A 24,635-nucleotide genomic window follows, 5' to 3' on the forward strand; every position below is an offset into this window, starting at 1 on the left:
AGCGTGTCGGACCTGGAGCGACGAGCGGGCGGCCTCGATCGGCCGCCAGCCGGTCACTTCGACTTGATGCGGAACTCCACGCGCCGGTTCATGGCGCGGCAGCCCTCGTCGTTCGTGAAGCAGAGCGGCGCGCCGGCGCCGTACCCCGGCGCCGTCATCGGCGTCGCGACGCCGCGCTGGACGAGGTAGCGGACGACGGCGTTCGCGCGGCGCTCGGACAGCTTGATGTTGTGCTCCACGCTGCCCTGGTTGTCCGTGTGGCCCTCGACCGTGAGCGCGGTGATCTCCGGGTGCGTCCGCAGGATGTTCGCCACCGCGTCGAGGACCGAGAACGACTCCGGCCGGATCTCGTCCTTGTCGAGGTCGTAGAAGATCGGCCGGGCGATCTTGATGCGATCCCCCTCGATGACCGCCTCGGCAGGCGCCGCCGGCTGGACGGCCACGGGAGGAGGAGGCGGCGGCGGCGCCGCGCTCGCCGCCACCGACATCTCGGTCGTCGCCGACCCGCACCCCGCCGCAAGGGCGCTCAGGACCACAAGCCAGATCGCTCGGTTCGCTCGCATTTCGCGGCTCTAGCACGGGGAATCGCCCGGAAGAACCGGAAGAAATGCGCGGGCGCGCGCGAGCCGGCGCGGCGGCGCGCCGGACCTGCGGAATGCGCCGCGGCGATCCAGTATCGTTGCTGCGCGCACGCATGTCCGCCCCCGCGAAGAGCCCGAGCCTGATCGTCGGAATCGACCTCGGCACCACGCACACCGTCGTGGCGTGGGCGGAGCGCGACGCCGGTCCCGGTGCGATCCGCGTCTTCTCGATCCCGCAGCTCGTGACCGCCACCGAGATCGAGGCGCGCCCGCTGCTGCCGTCCCTGCTCTACGCGCCCCTCCCCGGCGAGGCGCCCGCCGATCCGTTCGGCGACGCGCCCTTCGCGATCGGCGAGCACGCGCGCCGGCGCGGCGGCGAGATCCCCGGGCGGCTCATCGCCTCGGCGAAGAGCTGGCTCTGCCACCCCGCCGTCGACCGCACGGCGCCCATCCTGCCATGGGGCGCGGCCGAGGAGGCGGCCTCCCTGCCGCGCGTCTCGCCGCTCGACGCGAGCGCCCGGATCCTCGCCCACGTGCGGCGCACCTGGGACGACGCCTTCCCGGAGCGCCCGCTCGCGGCGCAGGAGGTCGTGCTCACCGTCCCGGCCTCGTTCGACGAGGTCGCGCGCGAGCTCACCGTCGAGGCCGCCCGCCGCGCCGGACTCTCGGCGCGCCTCCTCGAGGAGCCGCAGGCCGCGTTCTACGACTTCATGCGGCTCGCCGGCGCCGAGGGCCTCGACGCCCTGCTCGACCGCTCGGGCGGCGAGGCGATGGTCCTCGTCTGCGACGTCGGCGGCGGCACGACCGATCTGTCGCTCATCCGGGTCGCCCGGGGCGCTGGCGCGGCCAAGGGCCACCCCGAGGTCTCCCGCGTCGCGGTCGGCCACCACCTCTTGCTCGGCGGCGACAACATGGACCTCGCGCTCGCCCACCTCTGCGAGCCGCGCCTCGTGGGCGCAGGGGAGAAGCTCGACCCGGCGCGCTTCGGCCAGCTCGTGCTGGCCTGCCGCGCCGCCAAGGAGCGCCTGCTCGCCGGCGGGGCCTCGTCCGGCGGCGCCGGCAGCGCAGCGCCTTCGCCGCCGGACGACGCGCCGGTCACGGTGCTCTCGCACGGCGCGCGGCTCGTGGGCGGCGCGCTGACGACGCGCCTCGGCCGCGCCGAGGTCGAGGGCGTCGTGCTGGACGGCTTCTTCCCGGACGCGCCCCGGGACGCCCGGCCGCAGCGCGGGCGGAGCGGGCTCGTCGCGTTCGGCCTGCCCTACGAGCGGGACGTCGCGATCACGCGGCACGTGGCCTGGTTCTTCGCGCGCCACGCCCCGGAGGCGCGAGGTCCGACCGCGCTGCTCCTGAACGGCGGCGTCTTCCGCGCCCGCCGCGTCGCGGAGCGCCTCGCGCAGGTCGTCGAGCGCTGGGGCGGCCCGCCGCTCGATCTGCTCCCGCACGCCGATCCCGACCTCGCGGTGGCGCGGGGCGCGGTCGCGTATGGTCTCGCCCTCGCGGGCCGCGGCGTGCGCATCGAGGGGGGCGCGGCGCGCGGCTACTACGTCGGCCTCGAGCCGCCCGCCGGCGGGCGGCCGCGGCCAGCGGTCTGCGTCGTGCCGCGCGGCGCGAAGGAGGGCAGCGTCCACGCGGCGGCCGGGCGGACCTTCGCGCTCGTCGTGGGGCGCCCGGTGCGGTTCGACCTGTTCGCGTCGGACGACGCGCGCGTCGATCGCGCGGGCGACCTCGTCCCCCTCGAGGACGAGCGGTTCGAGGCGCTGCCGCCGATCGCGGTGGCGTTCGACGCGGGGGACGCGGCGCGCGCGGCGACCGGCAAGCAGGCGGAGGTGCGGGTGCAGATCGAGGGAGAGCTCACCGCGATCGGCACCCTGGATCTCGCCTGCGTCGAGGTGGACGCCGCGGCGCCGCGCCGCTTCCGGCTGGCGTTCCAGCTGCGCGAGGACGGCCGCGGCGCGCGCGCCGCCGAGGCCGAGGGCGGCGCCCCGGCGGAGCGGGCGCAGGCGAGGCCTCACGCCGCGGCGGCGCCGGGCGGCAAGCGCCTCGACGAGGCCCGGGAGGCGATCGAGCGGGTGTTCGGCAAGGGGCGGCCCGACGTGGCGCCGCGAGAGGCGAAGAACCTGGTGCGCGAGCTCGAGCGCGTCCTCGGGGAGCGCGCCACCTGGACGACGGAGACCGCGCGGGCGCTGCTCGACACCCTCGTCCCGAGCGCGCGCTCGCGGCGGCGCTCGGCCGATCACGAGCGCGTCTTCTGGTCGCTCGCCGGCTACTGCCTCCGCCCCGGGTTCGGCGACGCGGGCGACCCGGCGCGCGTCGCCGCGCTCGCGCCGCTCTTCGCCGAGCGGCTGGCGTTCCCGCAGGAGGCGCGCTCCTGGCAGCAGTTCTGGATCGCCTGGCGCCGCATCGCGGGCGGCCTCGACGAGCCGCTGCAGGTCGCGATCCGGGATCTGGCGGATCCGTTCCTGGCCCCGGCCGAGCAGCGGCTGAAGAAGCCGAAGGGGGTGAAGCCGGAGGCGCTCGACGATCTGCTCGAGCTCTGCGCGTCGCTCGAGCGCGTGCCCGCCGGCCGGCGGAGCGAGCTCGGCGCGTGGATCCTGGAGCGCACATGGACCGACCGCGACACGCGGCTCTGGGCGGCGATCGGCCGCCTCGGCGCGCGCGTTCCGGCGTATGCGAGCGTCCACCATGTGGTGTCGCCGGCGGCGGCCGAGCGGTGGATAGACCACCTGCTGCGCGAGAAGTGGCAGGAGCTGCCGTCCGCGGCGCCGGCCGCGGTGCAGCTCGCGCGCAGGACCGGGGACCGGGCGCGCGACGTCTCGGACCGGGTCCGCGGCGAGGTGGAGCGGCGGCTCGTCAAGGTGGGCGCCCCCGAGGCGTGGCTCAAGGCGGTGCGCGAGGTGGTGGCCGTCGAGGAGTCCGAGCGCGCGGCGTTCTTTGGAGAGGGGCTGCCGGTGGGGCTGCGGCTTGTGAGCGAGTAGGGAAAGCCCTTCTGCACGCTTCGAGGTCCACTGGCGGCCTCACTTCCAGAAAGAGCAGGCGCCGTCCACACCCCCGCAGACCACCTCCGGGCTCAGGCGGTCACAGGTCGAGATTCCTTCGCTCGGCGGGTGATCATGGCAGAGATCGCCGCCGCAGCGGTCAGCGGCGAAGTCGGCCCCTGAACTGCACCCGCTCTACTCGCCGGAAGCCGCCCCGATGCATGCCTCGAGCTCCGGCGTCGCCCGCCAGCCGCATTTGCCCGACGCGCCCCGCTCGCACACGCTGTGCTCCTTGTAACACGCGTACTCCTCGAGCCACTCGCACGTGGTGACGATATCCACACCCTCGTCGGCACAGACCTGACCGCTGCAGCCGGTCACCACGCACGGCGCAGCCTCGCCGCCGCCAATGCACGCCTCCAGCTCCGGCGTCGCCCGCCAGCCGCACTCGCCCGACGCGCCCCGCTCACACACGCCGTGCTCCTTGTAACACGCGTACTCCTCCCGGTACTCGCAGGTCGTGGCCACCTCCTCATCCGCGCAGACCTGACCGCTGCAGCCGGTCACCACGCACGGGGCAGGCTTGCCGCCGCCAACGCACGCCTCGAGCTCCGGCGTCGCCCGCCAGCCGCACTCGCCCGACGCGCCCCGCTCGCACACGCCGTGCTCCTTGTAACACGCGTATTCATCGAGCCACTCGCAGGTCGTGACCACCTCCTCATCGGCGTCGGCACAGACCTGACCGCTGCAGCCGGTCACCACGCACGGCGCAGGCTCGCCGCCGCCAAGGCACGCCTCGAGCTCCGGCGTCGCCCGCCAGCCGCACTCGCCCGACGCGCCCCGCTCGCACACGCCGTGCTCCTTGTAACACGCATATTCCTCACGGTACTCGCAGTCCGTGACCACGTCCTCGTCCGCGCAGACCTGGCCGCTGCAGCCGGTCACCTGGCACGAGGCCGGCTCGCCGCCCGCCACCCCACCTCCCCCAGGGCCAGCCCCCCCGCCCTCGATCGGGCCCTGACAGCCTTTGCCCTTGGCGCCGGTGAGCAAAGGTACGAAGAGCATGAGCATCGCAACGACAAGTCGGTGACGTTTGCTGAAAAGATCCATCGTCAAGCCTCCTATCAAGAGATAGACGAACCTGCCATTCGGCAGCCGCTGGCGCCAGGATTCACACCTCGTGCCAAGCACGGCGCCGGCGCCCCCCACGCATCCACGCGCGCAGACGCGATGCTCCCGCGGTGACGAGCAGCTGCCCACAAGCCGCGTGAGCCGCCTCCAGGTCATGAGAGCTCACCCCGGGATCAGGGCATCGAACATCGCCACGGCGCACGCCTTGCGGGCAGGCCCATGACCGCCGGCAGCCCGCCGGCCGCACACTCTGGCACAAGCCACGGGAATACCCGCAAATTCCTTGGATCTTCCGTGGGATTCCACATGGCCCGTTACTTGCTAGGTGCGCCGGGCACGGGACCTGAACAGTGCACGCGCACCGGCGCAGACATGACGCCCTGTGTCTCGTCCTCAACGAGGTGAACTATGACCTTCCTGTCTCGAACTTACGCCGGCTGGCTCGTCCTCGCGACGGCGGCGGCCTCGGCCGGACTCACCGGCTGCGGGAAAGGCTCGACGGGGCCTTCCTCCGAAACCGGTTCGACCGATTTCATCTCTGACAATCCGAGGGCCGGCGGTGGAAGAGATACGGCCGAGGATGGCGGCGAGGGCTCAGCGGGCACCGGTGGCGACGGCGCCCCGACCGCGCCCCCGGCCGACGGCGACGCCGAGCGCGCGATCACCGAGGCCGACATCATCCAGGTCAAGGACGGCAAGCTCTACGCGCTCTCGCAGTACTCGGGGCTCAGCATCATCGACATCTCCCGGCGCGACCGGCTGAGCCTCCTCGGGCGCTACCGGGCGAGCGGGATCCCCTTCGAGATGTACCTGCGCGACGGGGTCGTCTACGCGATGTTCTCGTCGTGGACCCAATACATCTACGACGCGGCCACCGGCGAGTACTCCTATGAGCAATCGAGCCACATCGAGGCGCTCGACGTCTCCGACCCGGCGGATATCCAGCAGATCGGCTCGTTCGACCTGCCGGGCGCCATCTCCGACTCGCGCATCGTCGGCGACGTGCTCTATACCGTCACGTTCGAGGACGGCGGTTGCTGGGGGTGCAAGCAGTCGCGGAACACCACGATCACCTCCCTGGCCGTCGGCGCCCCCGCCGAGATCGCCGTGGTCGATCAGCTGAGCTACGACGACGACCCCAACGACTACGGGTGGCAGCGCAGCGTGAGCGTCACCCAGGACCGCATGTACATCGCGGGCATCGAGTGGGACGGCACCGACGAGGGGCACTCCACCATCCAGGTCGTCGACATCTCCGATCCCGGCGGCGCGCTCGTCGAGGGCGCGAGCGTCGAGGCCGTCGGCCAGATCCAGAGCCGCTGGCAGATGGACGAGCACGAGGGCGTCCTCCGCGTCGTCAGCCAGCCCGGCCTCTGGCGGACCGACGCGCTGCCCGGCGTCCAGACCTTCGCCGTCGCGTCCTCGCAAGAGCTCACGCCCCTCGGCTTCACCGAGCTCACCCTGCCCAGGCCCGAGACGCTGCGCTCCGTGCGCTTCGACGGCGACCGCGCCTACGCGATCACGGCGGAGCAGACCGACCCGCTCTTCACGATCGATCTCAGCGATCCGGAGCACCCCGCCCAGCTCGGCGAGCTCGAGATGCCCGGCTGGGTCTACCACATGGAGCCGCGCGGCGACCGGCTGCTCGCCCTCGGCTTCGACAACGCCGCCACGGGCGGCTCGCTCCACGTCTCGCTCTTCGATGTCTCCGACCTCGCGAAGCCCACGATGCTGGAGCGCGTCCATTTCGGCGGCGACTGGGCGAGCTTCGCCGAGGGCCAGGACCGGATCCACAAGGCCTTCACCATCCTCGACGATCTCGGCACCATCCTCGTGCCGTACAGCGGCTGGGACATCGACGAGGCCGAGGGCTGCGGCTCGTACGAGAGCGGCGTCCAGCTTGTCGACTTCACGGCCGACACGCTCACGAAGCGCGGCTCGGCGCCGGCGCGCGGCCAGGCGCGCCGCGCCTTCGTCCACGACACGCGGCTCTTCGCCGTCTCCGACCAGGAGGTCGGGACGTTCAACATCGATGATCGTGACGCCCCGGTCGAGGCCGCCGACCTGGCCCTGGCGACGGTCGTCAGCAACACGGTCGCCACCGGCGATCTCGTGATCCGCATGGGCGCGGACTGGTGGACACAGGCCGCGGCGCTCGAGGTCGTGTACGCCGCGGAGCCGGGGCGCGCCGAGCCGATCGGGAAGCTCGACCTCGCGACGCTGGCCTCCGGATCGAAGAGCGACTGCTACGGGTCCGGCCTCGTCAACGCGCAGCTCTTCGCGCACGGGCAATACGCCTACCTGCTCTGGCCCTCGTACGCGGACTCGACGAAGACGAGCCTCGCCGTCATCGATCTCACGAACCCCGAAGCCCCCCGGATCGCGAGCCAGCGCGATCTGCCGTTCACCAGCAACGCGCTCTACTATAACGGGTACTACGGCAGGATCGTCCCCACGGGCGCCGCCGTGGTCCAGGCAGGGAGCACGCTCGTGCTCCGCAACGTCGAGGACCAGTACTACTACTACGAGGACGGCAGCGGCGCCCCGCCGCCGCAGCCCCGCGATCCGTCGCTCGAGATCATCGACCTCTCGAACCCGTCGAGCCCGACGCACCGCTCGCTGCCCCTGCCGGACGGCGCCGGTTACACAGGCCTGCAGCTCGACGGCACCACCGTGCTGACGTCGCACTGGGTGCCGCTGTCGAACGACGCCTCCAGGGCGCGCTTCTACATCGACCGCATCGACGTGGCCGATCCCTCATCGGCGGTCGTGCGGACGCCGGTCAACGTGCCCGGCTCGCTGCTGACCTTCGATGCCGCGTCGGACCGCGCGCTCACGGTCGATTACGAGGCGGTCGAGCTCGAGGTCGCGAGCTACCAGGAGTGCTACAGCGCGTTCAGCTACTACGCTGAATTCGTGCCGGCGAACCAGGAGAACTACGATGGCCCCGGCGTCTGCCGCGGGACGCGCCACACCCTCAAGCTGCTCGACGTCGGCAGCGCGAGCGCGCGCCTCCGGGACGAGCACACGCTCGACGACGACACCCGCCTGGACCAGGTGTTCGTGGGCGATGACCGCGTGTTCATGTACACCTCCGGGTACTACGCCGTGGGCGACGCGGTGGGCGGGGGCGCGTACTCGTCCGGAATCCTCGTGGCCAGCGGGCTCGAGGAAGGCAGCATCGATGTCGCGATGAAGGAGCTCTCGAGCCCCGACGCCGGCTGGCCGCGCGCGGTGGACGGGACGCGCCTCCTCCTCGCCGGCTACAACCCGCCCGGGCTCTCGGTGCTCGACGCGGCCGACCTCGACGAGCTGACGCTCGAAATGAAGGGCGAGCTCTCGTCGTACGTCTCGCAGGTGACGATCTCCGGCGACACCGCGCTCTGCGCGCTCTGGTACCACGGGCTCGAGGTCGTCGACCTCGGCGACTGATCCGCGCGCCGCCGCTTCACCCCGCGCGGCTCGTCACGGGCAGCGCGGCGAAGGCGCCGCCCGGCCGCTACCCTCCGCCGTAGATCTGCCCGATCCTCTGCACCGAATCCCACACGTACACGCAGCCCGAGCTCAGCAGGAGCCCCGGCAGGATCACCGCCGACCAGGCGAGCGAGAGCCGTGTGCTCGGCGCGAGGCGCTCCGTCTCCACCAGCTCCACCAGCGCGTCGCGGGCGAGGCGCCGGACCGCGTCGGCCCGGGCCGGTTCGAGCGGGGCGACCGGCGGCAGATCGGCGAGGCCCCTCGCCAGAGGATCCTCTCCTGAGAACGGCTTCATCGAGAACCTCCTCGCGTCTGTCCATCCGTCGCATCCGCGGCGTCCGCGGCGGAGATCGAGGTCGTCGATCCCCGCCGGGGCCGCTCAGCATTTCGCCTTTCGAGGCGGGCCGCAAGCTCGGCGCGGGCGCGCGACAGGCGCTTGCGCGCGGCGTCCTCGCGGATGCCGAGCACCTGGGCGACCTGCGCCGTGTCGAGCCCCTCGACGGCCCCGAGGAGCAACACCTCGCGGTGCACCGCCGCGAGATCGCGGAGCGCCGCCTCCAGCGCCGCCACGTCGGCTCGGGCGTCCGCCGTGCCCTCGGGCTCGGGCGCGGCCGGCGCGGGCTCGCGGGAGAACAGCGCGGCGCGGGCGAGGTCGAGCAAGGCGGAGCGGCGGTGGCTCCGGTAGCGGTTCCTGGCGATCGTGAACAGCCACGCGGCGAGATCGGTGTCCTCGGCGAGCCGGCCGGCGTGGCGCGCGACGGCGAGCCAGGTGTCCTGGAACAGGTCCTCGGCGACGTCGCGCCGGCCGGAGAGGCGCACGAGGAAGCTGAAGATCCGGGGGTGGTAACGCGCGTAGAGCTCGTCGAAGGCGCGCGGATCGCGGCGCCTCAGGCGAGCCGCGAGCTCGGCGTCGGACGGAGCTGCTGCGCCCTCCCTCTCCACGCCGGCATAACGCGCGAGGGCTGCGGGCGTGACAAGGAAGTTTTCCGGTCACGGGATCCGCGGCGCCGCGTTGGGGCTCGTGAAGGCCGGCGCACACGACGGCGGCGACGACACGCGGCAGGCAGAGAAGAGCAGACGAGAGGGAGGCACCGATGTTCGATTTCTTCGTCGAGGGCGGCTGGGGGATGTGGCCTATCCTGGTCTTCGGGATGGTCACGGTCGGCGCGGGGCTGCAGTTCGCCCGGCGGCCGGAGCCCGGGAAGCTCGGGTTCATCGCGGCCATGGGGCTGACGACGCTGGTCGCGACGATCCACGCGACGTGGATCGACCTCGGCGCGGTGTTCAGCTACCTGTCCGACCCGGCGAAGGTGCCTGACGGCGACCTCGCGCGTGTGCTCGTCGTGGGGCTGAAGGAGAGCACGCGGCCCGGGTCGCTCGGCGGGTTGCTGCTCGCCATCGCGTGCCTGCTCTCGGCGGTGGGCGTCCTGCGCGCCAGTCGGGCGGCGTGATACGCGGCGCGGCGGCGCGCGCCGCGGCGAGCCGCGCGACGCGCATTCGTGAGCGTCTGCGGGCCGCGCGGCCGCGAGGACGCACGCTCCCCGGCGGAGGGGGCGGCCGGGGGCGCGGCGGCGGGTCTCGCCCAGCGCCAGCGCTTGGCGCCGGGGCCCGGGTGCGGCACACAAGGTCCATGGGCAGAGCCGAGCTCGCGCAGCTGATCGACCGCGATGGCCTCGACGCCTCGGATGGCTCGCGAGGCCGCCTCGCGATCGCCGTCCCGGCGGCGTGGGCGCGCGACGGCGCCGACATCGAGATCGCCGTGCCCGCCCGCGTCACCTGCGCCCGCTGCGACGGCGGCGGCTGCGACAGCTGCGCCCGGAGCGGCGCCCACCGCGCCCCGGCGGAGGTCGCCGCGAGGACGCTGCGGCTCCGGCTCCCCCCCGATCTCAGCGACGGCGTGACGCTCCGCCTCGTGCGCCCGTTCGGCGAGCACGCCCCGCTCGATCAGCTCCTCGTCGAGCTCCGCGAAGACGGCGCGGCGTCGCCGGGCGTGCACCGCGTCCCGCCGCCCCCGTCGGACGCGCTCGCGCGCTCTCCGACGGCGAACGGCGGGCGCTTCCGTAGGCTCGGCGCCGAGCTCGGCGCGCCGGTCCTCATCGCGACCCTCGCCGCGATCGCGGCGGTCCTGGGGCTCCTGCTCGGCCGCTGAGCGCGCAGGGAGGCGGCGCGCTCCGCCCTCGGTCGACGCGGGCGAGGCCGGCTGGAGGGCCTCGCTGCCGTGCTTTGCTCATGCTAGCGAGAGGCCCGCGGACGCGCGCGGGAGCCGACCGCACCGCCACCGCCGCGCAGGGAGAGCAAGCACATGAGTCTCAGCGAGCCCATGCGGGCCAGGATCGCCACCATCATCCGCGAGAGCGATGTCGTCCTGTTCATGAAGGGCACGCGCACCGTGCCGCAGTGCGGGTTCTCCGCCACGGTGGTGAACATCCTCGACGAGCACCTCCCCGAGTACCAGACGGTGGACGTGCTCTCGGATCCCGCGCTGCGCGACGGCATCAAGGAGTTCTCGAGCTGGCCCACGATCCCGCAGCTCTACGTCCGCGGCGAGTTCATCGGCGGCTGCGACATCGTGAAGGAGCTGCACGCGACCGGGGAGCTCGTGAAGGCGCTCGGGCTCGCGCAGGGCGAGGCGCAAGCGCCGCCCACGCTCCGCGTGACCGCGGCGGCGCTCGCGGCGTTCGCGGCCGCGAAAGAGTCCGAGGCCGACTTCGTCCACATCGAGATCGACCCGTCCTACAACTACGGCCTTTACTTCGGTCCGCGGCAGGCAGGTGACGTCGAGGCCCAGGCGGGCGGGGCGGTGTTCCTGCTCGACCGCGCGAGCGCGCGGCGCGCCGAGGGGCTGTCGATCGACTTCGTCGAGGGCCCCTCCGGCGGCGGCTTCAAGCTGGAGAGCCCGAACGAGCCGCCGAAGGTCAAGCAGATCTCGTCGACCGCGCTCAAGGCCCTTCTGAACAGCGGCGAGGCGATCGAGCTGTTCGACGTCCGGACCGAGCAGGAGCGCAAGATCGCCACGATCGAGGGGGCCCGTCACCTCGATCAGGCAGGGCAGCGGTACCTGGAGACGCTCGCGAAGGACGCGCGGATCGTCTTCCACTGCCACCACGGCGGCCGCAGCCAGGCGGCCGCCGAGCACTACCTCGCGAAGGGCTACAGGAACCTTTACAACCTCCAGGGCGGAATCGATGCGTGGTCGCAAGATGTCGACCCCTCGGTGCCGCGGTACTGAGCGCCTCGGCCAGAGGCACGCCCACAACGAGCAACCGCACACCCACGACGAGAGAGGCGCGGGCATCGCTTCTCGATAGATTTTTTCAACCACAACGGCCAACATCCGAGAGCCTTCAGGGCCGGCGTGGGATCATGTATGCGTAAGGTGTGGGTGCCGACGATCAGTCGACGATCAGGGCGTCCGACACCGCGCCGTCGGCGTCGCCGGAGGGGGCGACGCCTGGCCTGGTGGTCATCTTCGCCCGCGGCCAGCCTGCCTGTGCGCCGATCCCGCTCGAGGGCGGCGCGGTCGTGCTGGGCCGCGCAGCGGCGGACGACACGGTGGTGGTCGAGGACGAGCAGGTGTCGCGCCGGCACGCCCGCATCGCGCTGTCGGGCGCGGGTCTCCGGATCACCGATCTCGGCAGCAGGAACGGCACCTTCGTCGATGGAGCGCAGATCGAGGATCAGGTCTTCTCGTCGCTCCCGCGCGTGATCCGGCTCGGGAGCACGCTGCTGCGCTTCACCACGGACATCGAGCCGTTCCAGCGCGGCGGGGTCCTGGAGCACGAGGACGGGCTGGTCGGCCCCACGCTCAGGCAGGTCCGCGAGGCGATCCACCGCGCGGGGATGCGCGGGGATACCTTGCTGCTCACCGGGCCGAGCGGCTCGGGCAAGGAGCTCGGGGCGCGCGCCTACCATGCGGCGACGGGGCGGGGCGGCCCCTTCGTCGCCGTGAACTGCGCCGCGATCCCGGAGGGCCTCGCGGAGCGGCTGTTCTTCGGGGCGCGGCGGGGCGCCTACTCGGACGCGACCGCCGACGCCGAGGGCTATGTCCAGGCTGCCCACGGCGGCACGTTGTTCCTCGACGAGATCGCGGAGCTCGATCCGTCGGTTCAGCCGAAGCTGCTCCGCGTCCTCGAGACCCGGGAAGTGGTCGCGCTCGGCGACACGCGCCCGCGCAAGGTGGAGTTCCGCCTGTGCGCGGCCACGTTGAAGGATCTCCAGGCCGAGGTCGCGGCGCGCCGGTTCCGGGACGACCTCTATTACCGGATCGGCCGGCCCGAGGTGCGGATCCCGTCGCTGACGGAGCGGCTCGAGGAGATCCCCTGGCTGGTGGCGGCGGAGCTCAGGCGCACCGGCGCGCGGCTCGCGCCGGGGGCCAGCTTCCTGGAGTGCTGCGCGCTGCGCGCGTGGCCGGGCAACGTGCGGGAGCTGCTCTGCGAGGTGAGGCAGGCGGGCCTCGCGGCGCTCGCGGCCGGGCGCACCGCCGTGGAGGTGGCGGATCTCGCGCCGTCCGCGGGCCTCGACATCACGGAGGTCGCGAGGCGCACGCCGGCGCCGCCGGAGATGCGGCGGCTCGCCATCGAGACGGCGCTGAGGCGCGAGCAGGGGAACGTCACGCGGGCGGCGCGCTCGCTCGGGATGCACCGGAACCAGCTGCGCCGGTGGCTCGCCCGGCATGGCGTCGACTCGGCGGCCTTCGCCAGCGCGGGCAAGCGCAAGGGCGGCGCCTCCCTCCCCTCCGCCAAGGACGGCGAGCGCCACGAGCCCTCGTGACCGGCGGCGGATGAGCGGTTGAATCCGGCGGTCGACGACCTAGGAAGGCGGACGGGGAGTCTTCATGAGCTCAGAGATCAGAACCACGGATCTATGCGACGAGCACCCGGACGTCCTCGTCGCCGATCCGATCTTCCGGGATTACGGCGGAGCTCGGCTGTTTCACGGGCGCATCACCACGGTGAAGGTCCATGAGGACAACGTGCTCGTCCGCAAGGCGCTCGAAGAGCCCGGCCAGGGGCGGGTGCTGGTCGTGGACGGAGGCGGCTCCCTCCGCTGCGCGCTCCTCGGAGACAACATCGCCGCCATGGCCCACCAGAACGGCTGGGCCGGTGTGATCGTTCATGGGTGCATCCGCGACGCGGAGGCGATCGGCCAGATCCCGATCGGCGTGAAGGCCCTCGCGACGCACCCGAGGAAGAGCGCAAAGAAGGGCGCGGGGGACCGCGACATCGCCGTGACGTTCGCCGGCGTCACGTGGGTTCCTGGCGAGCTCGTCTATGCCGATCATGACGGCATCGTTTGCGCGCAGGCGCAACTTGCCTGAGAGCCCGCACACGCGCTCGCGTCCCAGGTGCGGCAAAACGCACGTCCCTGGGCGCTTTTGCCACACCTCGAGAGGAGGGCGCGCGGCGGCTGCGCCCGGTATGGCTGGGCTCGGATCCGGTCAGGACGCGTGAACGTCGCGCGCCGCGTCGAAGCGCGCCAACTGGCGCGGCCAATGCATCACGAGCAGGGAAGGAGCGATCAACACTCGTAGAATCGGGAGGACAAGAATGGGCAACATCACATCGGAACTGAAGAGCGACCTGAACAAGAGCCTGGAGTCGCTCCAGACCCTGCGCGACGAGATCCGCGTCAGGCTCCACCTTGCCGGCATGGACGCGAAGGACGCGTGGGACAAGCTGGAGCCCAAGCTCCTCGACGCCGAGAAGCTGGCCGACGACGTCTCCGAGGCCTCGCGGCACGCGCTGCGCGAGATCGTGGAGAAGGTGAAGGAGTTCCGCTCGTCGCTCCCCTCCTGATCGCCGCGTCACCGCGGCGGAACGAGACGGAATCGCGACGAGATCGAGGTGGGGGCGCGACGCCGGGTCAGCCCCGCAGCGCGGCCGCCACGACGCGCGCGACGCTCCCCCACCCTGGATCCGCCGCGCAGGCCGCGAGCCGCTCCCCGACGACGTGGGAGCGCCGGTGATCGTAGAAGCCGGGCGGCCGCGGGAAGGCGGTGAGCGGCGCGCGCAGGAGGGTCTTCTCGACCTGCGCGAGCATCGCTGTGTTGTGCACGAAGCCGAGCCCGCTCTGGATGTCGGCGAGCGTCGAGCCCGGGTGGCCACCCCAGGGCGGGACGACGGCCGCGTGCGCGGCGGCGGGCGCCTGGTTCACCGCGATCACGCCGTACCGAAGATCGAGCAGCGCGCGGTCGAGCGCGGCCCCGACGGCGGGGTCCTCCTCGCTCATCGGGTGCACCACGATCGTCGCGCCAAGGCTGCCCCGGAGCCGGTCGTTGCAGAAGCGGGTCGCCGCCTCCAGGAACTCCACCGGATCGCTCGAGCCGACCTCGACGACGGAGAGCACGCCGCCGAGCGGCTCGGTCGAGAACAGCGGCTCGGCGGCGTCCGACGCGGCGAGCCCGGCGATCAGCGTCCAGGGGAGCTCGCCCGGCCCTGGCGCGCCGATCCGCGCGACCCCGCACGGCAGCGGCACGTCGGCGGAGGCCTCGAGGCGCTCGGGCTCGATCGGCGCGCGCCCGGCCGTGAGCGTGGCGTACCGCGCCTCGGCCTCCGGGTGGGCGGCGCGCCGCGGCGGCACGGCGGCGAGCGCGCGGCGCAGCATCCGGAAGAGCAGCGGCCGCTGCGTAAAGCCCCTGGGCAGCACGAGGACGCTCGCGGCATGGCTGCCGTGCGACGCGCCGCTCACGACCTGGCTCGCGAGGCACCTCGCCTGGAACCAGAGCTCGTCGCCGCCGTAGAGCCACGGCATCACGAGGACCGGGCTGGCGCCGCCGAGCGTGGAGGAGATGGGCTTGTCCAGCAGCCGCTCTCCCGACGCCCGCCGGCGCGCCTGCGGCAGGCCCGGTGGCCCCCAGACGAGCGCGTCGTGCGCGCCCGCCGGGCCGGTGACGTGGACCTCCGAGACGGCGGGGTGAGCCGCGAGGTAGGCGCCCGACTCGGCGCCGCCGTAGACGAAGCGGAGGAGCCCACGCGCGACGAGCGGCGCGAGGGCGCGCTCGACCAGCGCGCCGAGGGGCGCGCTCCGCGGGCTCATCGCGAGCGCCACGACGCGCCCCTCGACGAAGAGCTTGTGCAGCGCTTCCCGGAGGGGGACGCCGGCGACGTCGCCCGCGCCGAGCACCAGCGCGACGCCCCCTTCGGGGTCGCGCTGCTGGTAGAAGCGCGCCTGCTCTTCCCGGACGCCCTCGCGCGTCGCCCCGGGCTGCATCAGCACGCGCACGCGGAGGGGCCCGTGCAGGGCGGTGTCCTTCAGGCGCGTCGGGAACACCTCCACCTCGATCCGGCCGTCCGCGCGGGCGCGCACCGCCCCGCGGCCGAGCCGGGGGCGTCCGCGCGCGGCGATGTCCTCGAGCGCCTCGGCCAGGCGGCGCACCTGCGAGAGCGTGACGCAAGGCCCCGCGAGCCACGCCTCGCCGCTCGCCGCCGAGCCGGGATCGAGCCCCCGGTCGGCGCACGACGCCTCGACCTCGGCGCGCGCGGCGGCGAGCAGGCCCGGGAGCGACGAGCGGAGCAGGGAGGCCTTCTCGAGGGCCGGCATGCGAGCGAACCCGAGCGCGGCGTCGCCCAGCTCGGACAGCGCACGATCGAGCTCGGCCGAGGCTGTCTCGGCGCCGCGCGCGGCGCGCGGATCGACCGCCGGCACGGCCGCGGCGCCGCTCGAGGCGGCGCTTCCGGGCGCGAGTTCTGTGACGGCGACGACTTCGGGGACTGGCGGCATCGGGACGGAGATTACAGGCTGGAGATCGCGCGCGCGAGCGCGGCGACGGTTCGCGGCGCGCGTGTAGCCGGCGTGCTCGGGATTCGGTACAGTCCACCGCCATGGATTGCGCTTTCACCACGGGTCTGGGCCCCGCGCGCGCGCCCTCCTCCAGGGCAGCTCTCCGCCCGGCAGCTTGCGGCCTCCTTCTCGGCCTCGGCGCGCTCCTCCTCGCCCCAGCGGCGACAGCGCAACAGAACGCTCAGCCGCTCCCGCAGGGCCAGGCGCAGCCCGGCGGAGCTGCCCAGGCGCCGTCCGGGTATCCCCAGCAGCAGGGGTATCCTCAGCAGCAGGGGTATCCTCAGCAGCAGGGGTATCCTCAGCAGCAGGGGTATCCTCAGCAGCAGGGGTATCCTCAGCAGCAGGGGTATCCTCAGCAGCAGGGGTATCCTCAGCAGCAGGGGTATCCTCAGCAGCAGGGGTATCCTCAGCAGCAGGGATATCCTCAGCAGCAGGGGTATCCTCAGCAGCAGGGGTATCCTCAGCAGCAGGGATATCCTCAGCAGCAGGGGTATCCTCAGCAAGGCTACCCTCAGCAGCAAGGTTATCCTCAGCAGGGATACCCCCAGCAAGGTTATCCTCAGCAGGGATACCCCCAGCAAGGTTATCCTCAGCAGGGATACCCCCAGCAACCGCCCGGCTATGGTCAGGGCTACGCCTTGCCGGCCGGGCCCCCACCGCCCCCGAAGCCCCCCGAGTCCACCTGCTGCCGCTGGTCGGCCCGCTACAACGCCCTGGATCTGCTGTTCGGGAAGATGACGTTCGAGGGCGAGGTCGCGATCATCGGGCCGCTCACCATCGGGATCGCGCCGTCGTGGATCTGGGGCTCGCTCGAGGACGCGTCGCTCGACACGACCGGCTACGCGCTCGCGGCCGACGTCGGTGTCTACGTCGAAGGCAAGGCGCTGCGGGGCTTCTGGGTGAAAGGACGCCTCGGCTACGAGTCGTTCGAGGCGGTCATCACCCCTCCCGGGCGGCTCGAGGGCCGCGGCGATGTGAGCAGCGTCGTCCTCGGCGGCATGGTGGGGAGCACGAACGTGCTCAGCCGAGACGGCGGATTCGCCATGTCGGGAGGCTTCGGGATCGGCGTGGCGCTCGCCGATCCCGTGACGATCACCGCGGGCCCCTACCAGTATTCCTTCTACGAGAAGGCGGGGAAGATCAAGCTCATGGGGTCGCTCTCGCTCGGCGTCGTCTTCTGATCGACGCCCTCGCCTTGTAGTCGCCAATCCGCGCGCGACGCCGGCCCGGCGGATGAGCGCGGCGCCTGCCACGGGAAAGGCGACCGGCGGCGGAGCCCTCGCGCGCGGCGCCCGCGCGGGACGGCCGGCGGCGTCCCTGGAACTTGGCCCCGCGCGCGGCGACGTGGGACTCCTGCACCATGCCCTCTCGCATCGCCCGCCGCCCCGGGCCGGCGCTGCTGCTCCCGTTCCTGGCGGCGCTCCTGTCGATCGCGTTCGCCCTCCCCGCGCGCGCGTGGGTCGAGGTGCACATCGCCGGAGACGACGTGCGCCTGTCGATCGACCGGGCCGGCGCCGCCACGGTCGAGCACAAGGTCACGCTGAAGATCTCGGGCGGGCCGCTCCGCGGGCTCGACATCCAGGGCGTCGACCCGGACGCCCAGCTCGATCAGGGCAGCTACGCCGTGCCCTTCAAGGCCGCGGAGGCGGGCTCGCTCGCGTCCGCGACGCCGGTCGCGATCGAGCTCCTGCCGCCCGACCCCCGGCCGCGCGAGGACGGCACGCGCCGGCCGGCGGCGATGCGGGCCCGCTTCGACGGCAAGGGGCTGAGCCGCGGGGTGTTCGTGCTCTTCTTCCGCTACCGCACGGACCTCATGAAGCGCGGGCTCATCCGGCAGGACGGCCCGAGCTCCCGCGTCTCCTGGAGCGGCCCCGTCTGGGACGACGGCTACGACTCGGCGCGGCTCACCGTCGCGCTCCCGGCCGCGCCCGACGAGCCGCGCGTCGACGAGGCGCGGGCCGGCGAGGCGGGCGAGGCGCCTTCCCCCGACGCGCTCCCGGCGCCGACGACGCTCTCCACGCTCCGCCGCGCGCTCGACAAGGACGAGCTGGAGCTGCTCCGCCCGTACGCCCCCAAGGCCGAGCCGATCCGGTGGGCGATCCGCGCCGACGCGCGCGCCTTCCAGCCCGAGCCCGCCGCGGCGAAGCCCGGGGCCGACACGCTCGGCCGCATCTCGGACGCCGCGGCCGGCAGCCCCGATCGCGGCCGCACCCTCTACGTGGCCGCGGGCGTGGTCCTCTTCGCGCTCTACAGCGCCCTCGTCGCGCTCAAGGCGCGCGAGCACGAGCGCCTCGCGCGCGCCGCGGGCGCCCTGCCGCGGCCCCTCGTCCCGATCCCGCTCGCGCCGCGCGCCGCGCTCGCGGGGCTCGCGCTCGTCGCCGGCGTCGCCCTGGAGCTCCTGCTCAGGGACGGCACGCCGGGCGCCGCGCTCGTGGCCGCGGCGACCGCGCTCGCGGCGCACCGCACGCCCCGCCCGGAGCGCGCCGCCGCGACCTTGCGGCGCCCTGGCAAGTGGCTCCCCATCGCGGAGGCCGAGGCGTTCCGCGAGCCGCCGCGGGCGCGCGGCGTCTACCTCGACGTGTCGACGCGCGCCGGCAAGGCGCTGCTCGTCGCGCTGCTCGCCGGGCTCGGCGCGGGCGTCCACGCCGTGGCGGCCGCCTCGCCGTACCACGCCCACCTGCTGGCGCTCGACGCGACGGCGCTGCTCGCGATCTTCTGCACCGGCCGGCTCGCCGAGCTCCCCGCCGATCCGGCGGCGCGGCCGGTCGCGTTCCTGCGCGACGTCGCGCGGCGCGTGCGGCGCCTGCGGAAGGCGCCCGCCGGCGCCGCGGCTGGGGCGCAGGAGCTCCGCGTCGTCGGCCGCCTCCGCATCCCGGACGGCAGCCCCGACGCCGACGAGCTCCGGCTCGGCCTCTCGCCGCGCACGGCGCTCCCCGGCTTCGTCGGGATCGAGGTCGGCGTCGTCTACGCGCCCGGCGCCGGCGGCGCCATCGGGCTGCCCGAGGTCCTGCTGCGCGTCGCCCCCGGCTCTCCGTGCGAGCGCGCCGTCGAGGGGCTCGCGAAGAGCGGCCGTTCCTCGCGCGGCCGGCGCCCCGGCGAGCGCGTGCTCGCGTTCACGCCGCGCCTGCCGACCGCGAGGATGACGGCGGCCATCGCCGCCGCGCTGGTCCGCGCCGCGTCCACCCCGCCCGCGGGCGCCACGCCGACGAAGCCGTCCGGCGCCGGGGCGACCCGCGCGCCGCGCCCCCGCAAGAAGGCGGTCTCCGCTGCGGCGTAGCGCCGGGTCAGCCCCCGTCCCGACACGCTTTCGCGATCCGCGAGCCCCTCGTCAGCGTTCGTAAGCAGTCGTAACCATTCGTAGACAGCGCGCGGACATCTCGATATATGGCCGCGCGATGAGCTTTGGAGTTGCGAGCTCGAGCTTTCTTACGCGGTTCCAGCCCATGCGCACGCCGCTGCTCGTCAGCGAGCGGATCTACGCTGCTGCCGGGGGCTTGCTCGGGCTGCTGGCCACCGGGTTCGTGATGCACGCTTGCCTTGGCCCCACCGCGCATGCGCCGCTCCTGATAGCGCCGATCGGCGCTTCGACCGTGCTCGTGTTCGGGGTCCCCGCGAGCCCGCTCGCCCAGCCCTGGTCCGTGCTCGGCGGCAACGTGCTGGCGGCCGTCATCGGCGTCACGGCGGCTCGCGTCATCCCCGATCCGCTGTGCGCCGGCGCCGTCGCGGTCGCGGTCACCATCGCCGTCACGAGCCTGCTCCGGTGCTTGCACCCGCCCGCGGGCGCGGTGGCGCTCACAGCGGTCATCGGCGGCCCGGCCGTGACGAGCCTGGGCTATCACTTCGCGCTCATGCCGGTCGCCATCAACTCCCTGCTGCTCGTGGCAGCGGGGCTCGTGTTCAACAACCTGGTGCGCCGCAGCTACCCGCACGTCGTGACCTTGCCTGTCTCGCCCCACGGCACCGCCGATGCCCCGCCCGAGCTCCGCGTCGGCTTTTCGCCGAGCGACATCGACGCCGCCCTCGAGCGCCTCGGTACGCCGCTCGACGTCGAGCGCGACGATCTGATCGCCCTCGTCCGGCACGTCGAAGAGGAGGCGCACCGGCGCCTGCGCGGAGGCGTCACCTGCGGCGAGATCATGTCGCGCGATCTGGTCACGATTCACCCCGACGCTCCGAGCGCGCTCGCGCTCCGCCGCCTCCGCGAGCGCGCCCTGCGCGTCTTGCCGGTGGTCGACGAGCGAGGTGTCGTGCACGGCGCGATCGACGTCTCGATCGCGTCTGCGATGCCCGACGCCACCGTGCGCGACCTGCCGTCCATCTACTTCGAGACCGCCGGCGAGGACACGCCGATCAACGAGCTCTTTCGGCTCCTCTCCCGCGGGCGCGTGCACGAAGCGCTGATCGTCGACGCCAAGATGCGCCTGCGCGGCATCGTGACCCAAACCGATCTCCTGGCCGTGATCGGCCGCGCGCAGCTCGCCAAGGGCTCGGCGCTGGTCGGGTAGCGAGCCCAGGGCAGTACGCCCCTATGCGACACAGGCGCGCATCGCCACAGCGCACCATCCATGCACACGCCTTCACGTGCAGGAACACCTGCCAGGCCGACAAGACGACAAATCGCCGGCTGCTCCACTCGAGCGTATAGCGAGCGATGATCGAAGCATGATAGTCTCGAGATAATCGTCTTTGTCTCCAGCGCCATCGCTGAAACGGATCGAATCGTGCATGGGTCGGCGCTCTCGCGGCCTTTTCAGCGAGGGCTGAGCGGCCGTCGACGCTCGCGACCCCATCGTCGGCCTTGGTCACCTCGGAGTTTGGTCACACGGCATATTTGCACGTTTGCGCGTTTGCACGTTTTGCACGTGTTGAGCCGGCCCTGAAGGAGCTCTGGCGCCCATCACGCCTGTTGAGGTCATCCGTCCTCGAACAGGCACCAACCGATCGGGAGCGAACATGGCAGAAAGACCCCTTGTCCGCGTCATCACCTCCACGCCGCTGTCCGTGTGCGCTGCGGCCTGCACCTGGCTCGCCGCGGGCGATGCGTCGGCGGCGTTCCAGTTCGACGCCACGGAGGCCGCGTACGACGCGACCTACGCGGCGGCCCCCATCGACGTGACCGGCGTCGTCGTCGACGAGGCGGGGTCGCCGATCGCGGGGGCGGAGGTGACGGCCATCGGCTGGGGGAGCGGCGCGGTCAACCACGGCGAGATCGCGTTCACCGACGGCGCGGGCGCGTTCACGCTGGCGGCGCTCGCGCGGCGCTCGGTCCTGCTGCGCGTCGAGGTCGACGGGTACTACGGCGAGATCGTCCCTGCCGATCTGCACCTGCCGCTCGCCGAGGCGGCTGCCGGGGTCGGCCGCGTCGTGCTGACCGAGCAGCGCGCGGGCCGCGCCCGGATCCTCGTGGGAGGCGACACGATGTTCGGTCGGCGCTTCATCGACAGCGACGAGGACGGCATCGAGGGAGAGGTGGGCGATCTGATCCGCCCCGCGACACGGCAAGCCGACGCGAGCGCGATCCTCTCCTTCCTGCGCGACGTCCTCGCGTCGGCCGACTACACCCAGGTCAACCTGGAGTGCCCCGTCACTGCCAACCCGCAGACGCCCCACCCTTACAAGTCGTTCACGTTCTTCTCCTACCCCGAGACGGTCAGGGCGCTCGCGCTCTCCGGCGTCGACGCCGTGAGCCTCGGCAACAACCACATGTTCGATTACCTGGGGGCAGGCGTCGCCGACACGCTCACCGCCGTCCCGAACGCCGGCCTCGACTGGTTCGGCGCAGGGCTCGACGAGACGATGGCGAAGGGCACCGTGCTCTACCGGACGCTCGGCGGCGTCGACGTGGCCTTCCAGGGGTTCAACCAGCTCGTCAACGACGGGACGACGCTCCCGGAGTACACGCTCACCGCCTCCGACGGGCCTCCTCCCAAGGCCGGCGCGCTCGAGCTCGGCCTCACCGAGATCAGCGACTTCATGGCGGAGGACGCGGTCGGGCGCTTCGCCATCCCGGTGCTGCACGGAGGCATCGAGTACAGCGACTATCCGTCGTCCGGCATGCGGCGGCGGTTCACCCAGCTCGTCCAGAAGGGCGCCGGCATGGTCGTGGCGCACCACCCGCACACGATCCACGGCATCGGGCTGTACAACGCCGGCGCCGGCCCCCGCTATATCTTCATGTCGCTCGGCAACATGGTCTTCGATCAGGACGTCTTCGAGACGTACCAGTCGTACCTCGCCGCCATCGACATCGACGAGGACGCGAGCGGCAACCGCGCGGTGCACCGCGTGCAGCTCATCCCGTTCCAGAACGAGGACTACGTCCCGAAGCTCGTGGGCGGCGCCTGGCTCGGCCGGGCGATCCGCCACATCGGTCACCTCTCCACGACGCTGCCGGCGGCGCCCGCGCCCGGCGAGGCGGCGGACGGCATCGCAGGGGCGGTCGTGTTCGCGAGCGGCCCGCGGGCCGCCGCGGCGAGCAGCGCCTCGCAGTACACGACGAGCGATGCGGTCGAGACGCGGAGCGTACCGCTCACGAGCCGCCGCACAGGCCCCCTCGCGCACCTGCGCTCGAACCCGGCGGACTCGCTCGCCGCCGTCCGGACGACGGCCGCCGCGAGCTGCGATTACGGTCGGGAGATCATGCTCTACGGCGACTTCGAGGACGGCGACGTCGACGACACCTCCCACGAAGGCTCGATGTGGTCGATGAGCGAATACCGCTACATCGAGAACAGCGTCGTCCACGGCGGGACCGGCGCGATGGTGTTCCTGCGCAAGTCGAGCAACACGACCGAGGCCTCGACAACCATGAACAACCGCGTCAAGTTCGAGCCTGGCCGCAAGCTGACGCTGACCGGCTACATGAAGGGAAACAACGCCGGCCCGATGCGTGTGCAGGTCTACTGGTACACGAGCGGCGGGACCAGCGTGTCGAACAGCGTCGTGTTCACGCGCGCGGCTGGCACCTACGGCTGGCAGCCGTTCACCGTCGACCTGACCCCGCCGTCGAACGCGGGCTCCGTCCGGTTCTATTTCAGGGCGGGTGTGCCGGCGAGCGGCGAGGCCACCTCGTTCCTCGACGACGTGTCGCTCATCGAGTGGGAGGGCACCGTCGCCGACAGCTCCCTCGGGTTCGCGTTCGCCACGCCGAACGACTGGAGCTTCGTGCGCTGCACCGCCACGGATCCGGCGCTCACGAGCCTCGGCGTGACGATGACGCACCGGTCGTACGCGCTGGCCCCGGCGACGCCCTGAGCGCGCCGCCGCGGCCGGCGAGGGCAGCGGGCGCGGCGGGCGCGCGAACACGCCGAGCGGCGTCGAGCAGGCCGAGCTCGACGCCGAGGCAGAGCTCGGGCCCGCCGCCGATCTCGAGCGCGCCCTCGCCCCGCAACGTCACGTAGCCGCCGGCGCAGACGAACGGCGAGAGGCGCTCCGCCAGCGCGTACGAGGCCGAGACGCGCGCCTTGAGCACCTCGTTTCGACCGGGGAGATCCCCCTGGAATGGGCCGCGGTGGTAGGCGCCGACGTCGGCGCTCAGCGAGAGGTCCTCGACGTCGAGCGGCAGGCGCGAGCCCATCGCGAGGCCCACGGCGTACAGGGGCTCGCGCTCCGCCGCGCGCCCGTCGTCGACGTCCGGCGCCTCCAGCGCGCGCGGCTCGCTGTGGAGCCCGAAGCTCAGGATCGTATAGGCATACCGGCTCGAGAACTTGAGGCCGACGTTGCCGTGCAGGCCGGTGCTCCCCCAGAGCGCGAGCCGGATCCCCCCCTCGCGCGGCAGCGGGAGGAGGCCGAGCGACTCCCCCTTGAGGTTGTCGGTCACGTTGATGACGCCGATCTGGAGGCCGTCGATCTTGCGGGCCACGTTGATGATGCCGATCTGGAGCCCGCGCTGCTCCTGCGAGACGTTGATGGCGCCGATCTGGAGCCCATCGACCCGGCCGATGTTGACGCCGGCCGCCTGCACGCCCGTCACCTGCCCGCGAGCGACGTTGACGGCGCCGGCCGCCTGCAGGCCGTCGACGTCCGCGTACGTCTGGTTGGCGACGCCGGCGATCTGCGCGCCGGTGACCGTCGTGCTCGCCCAGCCGAAGAGCCCCGCGAGCTGCACCCCCGCGAGCGGGGCGTCCGCGAAGGCGAAGCCCCCCGCGAGCTGCAGCCCCTCGGCGCGCCCCGAGACGACGCTCGCGATCCCGAGCTGGAGCCCGCGCAGATCCCCCGACGTCCACGAGAACAGGCCGACCTGGGCGCCGTCCACGAACCCGACGCGCCCGAGCAGGAGCGCGAGATCGAGGTGGGTGGCGAGATCGGGCGCCGTGGCGTTGGTGCTCAGCGGGAAAATGAGCGACAGGTTGACGGGGAAATAGGGCGTCTCCGGGCCGCGGCGCACAGGCTCGCCGCCCGCGCCGCCGGCGCCGGACGGGTCGCTCGGCCAGGCCGACCGCGGCGGGGCGCGCCCGGGCGCCGCGTCCGCCAGCTGCTGCGCGGAAGCGCTGCGCGGCGCCAGCACGGCCGGAGCGGCCGCGCAGGCCGCGAGGATCGGCACGGCCTGGAGAGGACACCTCGCTCGGCGCGCGCGCGGCGACATCGCACCATCGTACACGCGTGCAGCGCCGAAAGGCTGCTCCGCGGGCGAAGAATCGAGCGGCGTCGACGGCGGTGCCGCATGGATCCATCACAGCACCCCTGACCTCGACTT

At 72.9% G+C, this 24,635-nt stretch carries 19 protein-coding genes; 12 read left to right on the forward strand and 7 right to left on the reverse strand.

Features of this window, described 5'->3' with window-relative positions; translation table 11 throughout:
- Positions 1 to 53: 53 nt before the first annotated feature.
- Positions 54 to 563: an OmpA family protein gene (locus WMF12_RS33420; RefSeq protein ID WP_437851935.1), complete on the reverse strand. Its 510-nt coding sequence runs from the start codon at positions 561 to 563 to the stop codon at positions 54 to 56.
- 131 nt (positions 564 to 694) lie between these two features.
- On the opposite strand from WMF12_RS33420, the gene WMF12_RS33425 reads away from it, so the two are divergent.
- Entirely contained in the window at positions 695 to 3,556 is a 2,862-nt protein-coding gene (locus WMF12_RS33425) for an Hsp70 family protein (protein WP_437851937.1), read from the forward strand.
- 195 nt (positions 3,557 to 3,751) lie between these two features.
- Here WMF12_RS33425 and WMF12_RS33430 read toward each other — a convergent pair whose 3' ends face one another.
- Positions 3,752 to 4,621, reverse strand: a complete 870-nt coding sequence (locus WMF12_RS33430) for a hypothetical protein (protein WP_437851939.1) — start codon at positions 4,619 to 4,621, stop codon at positions 3,752 to 3,754.
- 474 nt (positions 4,622 to 5,095) lie between these two features.
- On the opposite strand from WMF12_RS33430, the gene WMF12_RS33435 reads away from it, so the two are divergent.
- Positions 5,096 to 8,119: a beta-propeller domain-containing protein gene (locus WMF12_RS33435; protein ID WP_437851941.1), complete on the forward strand. Its 3,024-nt coding sequence runs from the start codon at positions 5,096 to 5,098 to the stop codon at positions 8,117 to 8,119.
- A gap of 67 nt (positions 8,120 to 8,186) precedes the next feature.
- Here WMF12_RS33435 and WMF12_RS33440 read toward each other — a convergent pair whose 3' ends face one another.
- Entirely contained in the window at positions 8,187 to 8,456 is a 270-nt protein-coding gene (locus WMF12_RS33440) for a hypothetical protein (RefSeq protein ID WP_437851943.1), read from the reverse strand.
- A complete protein-coding gene (locus tag WMF12_RS33445; protein WP_437851945.1) occupies positions 8,453 to 9,103 on the reverse strand; it encodes an RNA polymerase sigma factor in 651 nt (216 codons plus the stop codon). The genes WMF12_RS33440 and WMF12_RS33445 overlap by 4 nt, the downstream gene beginning before the upstream one ends.
- A 152-nt stretch (positions 9,104 to 9,255) precedes the next feature.
- Between WMF12_RS33445 and WMF12_RS33450 the strand changes: the two genes are divergently transcribed.
- The 6 genes from WMF12_RS33450 (at position 9,256) to WMF12_RS33475 (ending at position 13,956) form a co-directional block, all read left to right on the forward strand.
- Complete coding sequence (locus tag WMF12_RS33450; protein ID WP_437851947.1) at positions 9,256 to 9,612, forward strand: hypothetical protein; 357 nt, start codon at positions 9,256 to 9,258, stop codon at positions 9,610 to 9,612.
- A 179-nt stretch (positions 9,613 to 9,791) separates the two neighbouring features.
- Positions 9,792 to 10,310, forward strand: a complete 519-nt coding sequence (locus WMF12_RS33455) for a hypothetical protein (protein ID WP_437851949.1) — start codon at positions 9,792 to 9,794, stop codon at positions 10,308 to 10,310.
- 153 nt (positions 10,311 to 10,463) lie between these two features.
- Entirely contained in the window at positions 10,464 to 11,390 is a 927-nt protein-coding gene (gene grxD / locus WMF12_RS33460) for a Grx4 family monothiol glutaredoxin (RefSeq protein ID WP_437851951.1), read from the forward strand.
- 149 nt (positions 11,391 to 11,539) lie between these two features.
- Complete coding sequence (locus WMF12_RS33465) at positions 11,540 to 12,931, forward strand: sigma 54-interacting transcriptional regulator (RefSeq protein ID WP_437851953.1); 1,392 nt, start codon at positions 11,540 to 11,542, stop codon at positions 12,929 to 12,931.
- Between the two features lie 64 nt (positions 12,932 to 12,995).
- Positions 12,996 to 13,478: a ribonuclease E activity regulator RraA gene (gene rraA, locus WMF12_RS33470; protein ID WP_437740728.1), complete on the forward strand. Its 483-nt coding sequence runs from the start codon at positions 12,996 to 12,998 to the stop codon at positions 13,476 to 13,478.
- 229 nt (positions 13,479 to 13,707) lie between these two features.
- Positions 13,708 to 13,956 (forward strand): hypothetical protein, encoded by a 249-nt coding sequence (locus WMF12_RS33475; RefSeq protein WP_437543878.1) that lies wholly within the window; start codon positions 13,708 to 13,710, stop codon positions 13,954 to 13,956.
- A gap of 67 nt (positions 13,957 to 14,023) precedes the next feature.
- Here the strand turns inward: WMF12_RS33475 and WMF12_RS33480 are convergent, their stop codons facing one another.
- Entirely contained in the window at positions 14,024 to 15,880 is a 1,857-nt protein-coding gene (locus tag WMF12_RS33480) for a hypothetical protein (protein WP_437851954.1), read from the reverse strand.
- 11 nt (positions 15,881 to 15,891) lie between these two features.
- Positions 15,892 to 16,551 (reverse strand): hypothetical protein, encoded by a 660-nt coding sequence (locus WMF12_RS33485; RefSeq protein WP_437851956.1) that lies wholly within the window; start codon positions 16,549 to 16,551, stop codon positions 15,892 to 15,894.
- A gap of 27 nt (positions 16,552 to 16,578) precedes the next feature.
- Between WMF12_RS33485 and WMF12_RS33490 the strand changes: the two genes are divergently transcribed.
- From WMF12_RS33490 to WMF12_RS33505, 4 genes are all read left to right on the forward strand, one after another.
- On the forward strand, positions 16,579 to 17,121 hold the full coding sequence (locus WMF12_RS33490) for a hypothetical protein (RefSeq protein WP_437851958.1): 543 nt from the start codon (positions 16,579 to 16,581) through the stop codon (positions 17,119 to 17,121).
- Positions 17,122 to 17,300: 179 nt separating this feature from the next.
- Positions 17,301 to 19,217 carry a hypothetical protein gene (locus tag WMF12_RS33495; protein WP_437851960.1) on the forward strand — a complete coding sequence of 639 codons (1,917 nt, stop codon included), beginning with the start codon at positions 17,301 to 17,303 and terminating at the stop codon, positions 19,215 to 19,217.
- 118 nt (positions 19,218 to 19,335) lie between these two features.
- Positions 19,336 to 20,445 carry an HPP family protein gene (locus WMF12_RS33500; RefSeq protein ID WP_437851962.1) on the forward strand — a complete coding sequence of 370 codons (1,110 nt, stop codon included), beginning with the start codon at positions 19,336 to 19,338 and terminating at the stop codon, positions 20,443 to 20,445.
- A 448-nt stretch (positions 20,446 to 20,893) separates the two neighbouring features.
- A complete protein-coding gene (locus WMF12_RS33505; RefSeq protein ID WP_437851964.1) occupies positions 20,894 to 23,194 on the forward strand; it encodes a CapA family protein in 2,301 nt (766 codons plus the stop codon).
- Here WMF12_RS33505 and WMF12_RS33510 read toward each other — a convergent pair.
- Complete coding sequence (locus tag WMF12_RS33510) at positions 23,133 to 24,482, reverse strand: LA_2272 family surface repeat-containing protein (RefSeq protein ID WP_437851966.1); 1,350 nt, start codon at positions 24,480 to 24,482, stop codon at positions 23,133 to 23,135. The two genes, WMF12_RS33505 and WMF12_RS33510, sit on opposite strands and share 62 nt — an antisense overlap.
- Positions 24,483 to 24,635: the final 153 nt, after the last annotated feature.

This window comes from Sorangium sp. So ce363 (assembly GCF_051520435.1).
GTDB lineage: Bacteria > Myxococcota_A > Polyangia > Polyangiales > Polyangiaceae > Sorangium > Sorangium cellulosum_B.